The following is a 6000-nucleotide window of genomic DNA, read 5'->3' on the forward strand; positions in this document are numbered from 1 at the left end:
CTGCATTCGAAATGAGAGAAACGGTCACGATGAAGGGCTCAATGTGCCCAACCTGCATTTGAAACAGAGAAACGGTCACGATGAAGGATTCAATGTGCCCAAACTGCATTCGAAATGAGAGAAACGGTCACGATGAAGGGATCAATGTGCCCAACCAGCATTTGAAATGAGAGAAACGGTCACGATGAAGGGTTCAATGTGCCCAAACTGCAGTTGAAATCAGAGAAACGGTCACGATGAAGAGTTCAATGTGCCAAAACTGCAGTTGAAATCAGAGAACTGTCACATTGACGGAACCCGCGATTGTTTAAAATTTCCAAAGCACAATCCAATGGGGTGCCCATATCCTATTACTGAACAATCCGAACCGCCGAAGCATATGAATAAGAGTGAGGGAAAAACGTTATAAGATGTTGACGGATTGCTTATCCTCATGTATGATAATCCTGTTTTACATTTATAGGAAAGGTGGGAAGGAAAATTAGGTTCATCTAAAAGCGCCAGGACTAACTCTGGACGGAAAAAAGGGTTAGTTGACGAGGTGGAGGTTTATCGATTTTTCGGCGGATGCCTCCCGGCTGAAGAGCACAGCCGCGATTCCTACTTTAAAACATTAAGGCAACTTAATGCACAAAGAGTAGGGAATGCTAACAATTAGATAGGTTGGATAAAATCTAACCACTTATTTTACAGAGATAAGGGGGCAAGTTGCCCCCGGCTTCTTGCCCCCTATCCTTCAGGGAGGAACGAAGTTTATGTGTGGTATTGTTGGATATATTGGATATAACGATTCGAAAGAAATTTTATTAAAAGGTCTAGAAAAACTTGAATATCGTGGCTATGATTCTGCAGGTATTGCAGTTATTAATAATGACGGTGTTCAAATTTTTAAAGAAAAAGGCCGTATTGCCGACTTGCGAGAAGCAGTAGATCCTAAAGTAGAAGCGCAAACTGGAATTGGGCATACACGTTGGGCAACCCACGGGGTACCAAGCAGAACAAACTCACATCCACATCAAAGTGCTTCTGAACGATTTACGCTTGTTCATAATGGAGTAATTGAAAATTATGACATCCTTAAGCGTGAGTATTTGCAAAATGTTGAGATGAAAAGTGAAACCGATACAGAAGTGATCGTACAATTGGTTGAACTTTTTGCAAACGAAGGACTTCAGGTAGAAGATGCGTTTCGTAAAACGTTGACTCTTTTACACGGGTCTTATGCACTTGCTCTTATCGATGAACAAGATAAAGAAACCATTTATGTTGCAAAAAATAAAAGCCCACTGCTTGTAGGACTTGGCTTTGGCTTTAACGTAGTGGCTAGTGATGCGATGGCGATGCTTCAAGTTACCGATAAGTATGTTGAGTTAATGGATAAAGAAATGGTTATCGTCAAGAAAGAAGAAGTTACAATTAAAAATCTTGATGGTGAAGTCATTAACCGTGAACCATATACTGCTGAACTTGATGCAAGCGATATTGAAAAGGGAACTTACCCACACTATATGCTGAAGGAAATTGATGAGCAGCCAGCAGTTATGCGTAAAATTATCCAAAACTATCAGGATGAAAATGGCGAGCTTGAGATTGATTCAGATATTGTCACAGCGATGAATGACGCTGATCGTATCTACATTATTGCTGCCGGAACTTCATATCACGCCGGACTTGTTGGAAAGCAGTTTATTGAAAGAATGGCTCAAATTCCAGTGGAAGTGCATATTTCTAGTGAATTCGGCTACAATATGCCACTTTTATCTAAAAAGCCGTTGTTTATCTTTATTTCCCAAAGTGGGGAAACTGCGGATAGCCGCCAAGTTCTTGTTCAAGTCAAAGAAATGGGGCATAAATCATTAACGATTACAAATGTTCCAGGTTCTACGTTATCTCGTGAAGCTGACCATACAATGCTTCTTTACGCTGGTCCAGAAATTGCCGTTGCATCAACGAAGGCCTATACAGCTCAGCTTGCCGTTTTAGCTATTTTAGCTGAAGTAACTGCAAAGAGCCGAGCGATGGAAGTTCCATTTAACCTTGTACAGGAACTTGGAATTGTTGCCAATGCAATGGAAGTACTTCGTGATTCTAAAGAAGATTTTGAAATGATTGCTCACGAGTATCTGTCTACTACACGCAACTGTTTCTTTATTGGCCGTGGAATTGATTTCTATGTAGGTCTTGAAGGTGCCTTGAAATTAAAAGAAATCTCTTACATCCAAGCAGAAGGTTTTGCTGGTGGAGAATTAAAGCATGGAACAATTGCTTTGATTGAAGAAGGAACTCCTGTCATTGCACTTGCAACGCAGAAGTTTGTAAACTTAAGCATTCGTGGAAACGTAAAAGAAGTAGTGGCCCGTGGTGCAAATCCATGTATTATTTCAATGGATGGATTGAACATGGAAGATGACCGCTTCGTGATTCCTGAAGTGCATGAGCTATTAACACCCCTTATCTCTGTTGTACCAGTGCAGTTGATCTCTTACTATGCGGCACTGCACCGTGATTGTGACGTTGATAAGCCAAGAAACTTGGCAAAATCCGTTACAGTAGAGTAAGTCTGAGATTGGTATATAACAAAAACTTAAATCCGAAGGTGAATCTGAGCACAGGTTCAAACCTTCGGATTTTTTACTTGTAGAGATAGTTGTTGTTGAAAGTTTTACCAATAGAATTTTGTCGATTCTTGTTGCTTTTTGTATCATAAGGTATTATGATAAGTAAATCACTATATTGATAAAATATTCTAGCAATTATAAAAATATGTAAATTGCTGCAACATATGGGGGAATAAAGAATGAATCATGAAAAAAAGTTATCCTTCTCAGCTTATGCCACGATTGGAGTCATGCTATTTGCTTTGTTTTTTGGAGCCGGAAATCTCATCTTCCCGGCACAATTAGGTCAAAATGCAGGCGAGAATCTATGGCCAGCCATAACTGGATTTTTAATTACAGGCGTTGGCTTGCCACTCCTAGGCATATTAGCTATGAGCTATTCAGGCAGTCGTGATTTACAAGAACTTTCTAGCAGAGTTCACCCGATTTACGGAATCTTTTTCACGTCGCTACTTTATTTAACAATCGGTCCATTCTTTGCGGCACCACGTACAGGAACAGTTGCCTATGAGGTTGGAATCTCTCCGTTTATTAGTAAAGGGATGCAATCTATTGGGTTGATCATTTTCACCCTTATCTTCTTTGGAATCACGCTTTTATTTTCTTTGAACCCTGCTAAAATCGTTGATCATGTGGGGAAAGTCTTGGCCCCGGGGCTAGTAGGGTTAATTGCCATTCTCTTGTTGGTGGTTATCATCAACCCTATGGGAGACATTCAGGGCCCGCAAGAAGGTTACCAGAGTGGTGCTTTCGTGAAAGGATTTCTTGAGGGATATAACACAATGGACGCCTTAGCCTCTCTTGTATTTGGAATTATTGTCATTAAAGCCATTCGAGGGATGGGGGTTACTTCAAATAAAGGAATCCTTGTATCTACAGCGAAGTCAGGTGCAGTTGCCATTACGCTACTCGGAGCGATTTATGTAGGAATTGCCTATCTAGGTGCAACAAGTGTAGAGGTGATTGGGATTGCGGCGACAGGCGGACCGGTTTTAAGCAGTGCCGTTTCCTATTACTTTGGAACAATTGGTTCAATCTTTTTAGCATTGATGATCATACTGGCCTGCCTAACAACAGCGATTGGCCTAACGATTTCTTGTGCTGAGTATTTTCATACATTGCTTCCTAAATTTAGCTATAAAACACTTGTCATTTTCTTTACGGTCGTGACCTTTGTTATTGCTAACTTTGGGCTAGCAAATATCATCACCTTTTCAATACCAGTTCTGATGTTCCTATATCCACTTGCCATTGTTATTATGCTTTTAGCCTTTTTATCACCAATGTTTAATCATGCTAGAGTTGTGTATGTTGCGACCATTGCGGTTACGTTCCTTGTTAGTATTATTGACGGTTTAAAGACCCTATGTGAATCTTTGGAAATTGAATACTTTAATTGGATGACTTCCGTGATTAATGTCTATGAACAAATCCTCCCATTCTATAACCAAGGACTAGGGTGGCTAATTCCAGCCTTAATCGCAATCATCTTATCTACCTTAATCTCGCGAATGGTTAGTCTTTCATCTGTGAAGGCATAATCATTTTAGACAAGATATAAAATGAGCCACTTTATGTTTCCTCTTCTATTATAGTGAGAAGTTTTTCAGAACTTCCTCTATGCTAGGAGCGAGGATTCTGGAGTGGCTCATTTTTTATTTCTATAAAAAAAATCATAAACTACTGTAACATATTGGAGTTTGTTTCGTTATCATTGTGAGATTTAAAAAAGGGGCAGAAGAATGGATTATGGACATAAAGACAAACTGGAGGACCTATATCGAAATTATGCAAAACCTCTGTATTATTTTCTTCTGAAAATGTCCGGATCGCCTCATTTAGCGGAGGACTTAACACAGGAGACTTTTGTCCGAGCAACCGTTTCATTGCCTTATTACCAACAGGAGGAAGCCCGGGCCTGGTTGTTTAAGGTTGCTAGAAATGCTTATTTGGATGAGTGGAGGCGGCGACAAAAGAGGAAATGGATGCCATTTGCTGATTATATTTTTTCGAAGAAAGATATGATTAGCCCGTATGGATCGCCGGAGAAAGAGGCAATTGAGGAAGAGACGAAAGCAGATGTAAAAGACCTTTTAGAGTATTTACCAGAACAATACCGAACCATATTGTATCTGCGGGAATATGAATCCTTTAGTTATTTGGAAATTCAGGAAGCACTAGATATGACGGAGAATCAAGTCAAAGTGACCCTGCACCGTGCAAGGAAAAGGTTGTCGCAGCTAGCTGAAAAGAAAGGATGGAAAAATGATCATGGAGGAATGGAATAAGGAGAAAGAAAAGAAAATAATGTTTAAGTATCGTTTTACGTTAACTGTAAGGGTCATTAGAGTATTGGTTGCATGTTTATTTCTTTTTTGGGTCTATATGTTTGTTGTCACAATTAGCTATAATGCACTTCATCTCGATAAAAAGCACGCCTATTATAGTAAATTAGCAATGGATTGGACGAACCCAAATTTAGATGAGGAGTTTGGGGAAATCATCCAAAGTGAAATAACCCCCTTTTTAACTCAGAAAATATCTTATCCTGTCTCTCGAATGGTCGGAAAAGAGCCTAAAGTTGTAGGTGAAATGGAGATAAAGAAAACCCTCTTGAATATGTTTTCGACCACTAAAATTAATTTTTACCAGCATGATAAAGGGAATAAGTATCGCTTTTTCCTCCCAGAACATCCTAAATCAGGTGAACCCTTGGGAGCAGAGGATGACGAACGGGTCTGGGAACAGTTGGAGAAAATCCATGAAGGAACAGTCGCAGAGCTAGGCTTTTCCACTTCTGAATTCATGACGGCGGAGGAGCTACTAGAGTTGTTAGAACCTTATGACCTAGACCTTTTGTGGGCCCCGCTTTACACTGGAGAATTTAAAGAGTTTGAGCCAACCAGTTATGGAGGAGGCGGTAGTCACTTATCGATTCAGAATATCTTTGGATTGTCCGGTGGCAGAGAGATTAGTAACGATTATATGTCTGAAGGGAAAATTCAATATCTAGATGAAGATCTTCTTGCAGATAGTAAACAGATGATGCTCGAAAATATGAAGACCCTATTAGAAGAAGAGTCTAATAGTTACATCGAAACCTTTTTAGGGCTGCATAAGCTTGAGGAGCGTTATCACTATTTAAAAAACAATGAATTCACCGTTTATGGAGCTGTCGTAACTGGCCCAGTAAAGGAGCTTTTAAAGCTTAAAAAGGTAGAGAATATAAGAGGCGCTCAACTTGGGGAAATGGGTTATTGGAATTGGGAATGAGATGCTGATAATTAAGGGTCAGGTATAAGTTGAGTCCGAACCAAGGTGAAGTTCGGACAGGAAGAGCTGGCAAAGACAAAGTTGAGTCCGAACCAAGGTGCAGTTCGGA

General features: G+C 40.0%; 4 protein-coding genes. All 4 read left to right on the forward strand.

What is annotated here, in order from left to right; all coding sequences use genetic code 11:
- The first annotated feature begins 755 nt into the window (after positions 1–755).
- A complete protein-coding gene (gene glmS / locus H0185_RS16225) occupies positions 756–2558 on the forward strand; it encodes a glutamine--fructose-6-phosphate transaminase (isomerizing) (protein ID WP_221874555.1) in 1803 nt (600 codons plus the stop codon).
- 239 nt (positions 2559–2797) lie between these two features.
- Positions 2798–4159 carry a branched-chain amino acid transport system II carrier protein gene (gene brnQ, locus H0185_RS16230; protein WP_221874556.1) on the forward strand — a complete coding sequence of 454 codons (1362 nt, stop codon included), beginning with the start codon at positions 2798–2800 and terminating at the stop codon, positions 4157–4159.
- Positions 4160–4360: 201 nt separating this feature from the next.
- Positions 4361–4906 carry a sigma-70 family RNA polymerase sigma factor gene (locus H0185_RS16235; protein ID WP_221874557.1) on the forward strand — a complete coding sequence of 182 codons (546 nt, stop codon included), beginning with the start codon at positions 4361–4363 and terminating at the stop codon, positions 4904–4906.
- Positions 4890–5891, forward strand: coding sequence for an anti-sigma factor (locus tag H0185_RS16240; protein WP_221874558.1), 1002 nt, complete (start codon positions 4890–4892; stop codon positions 5889–5891). Before H0185_RS16235 ends, H0185_RS16240 begins: the two co-directional genes overlap by 17 nt.
- Positions 5892–6000: the final 109 nt, after the last annotated feature.

It is taken from the genome of Mesobacillus maritimus, assembly GCF_019749255.1.
GTDB classification, from domain to species: domain Bacteria; phylum Bacillota; class Bacilli; order Bacillales; family Cytobacillaceae; genus Mesobacillus_B; species Mesobacillus_B maritimus_A.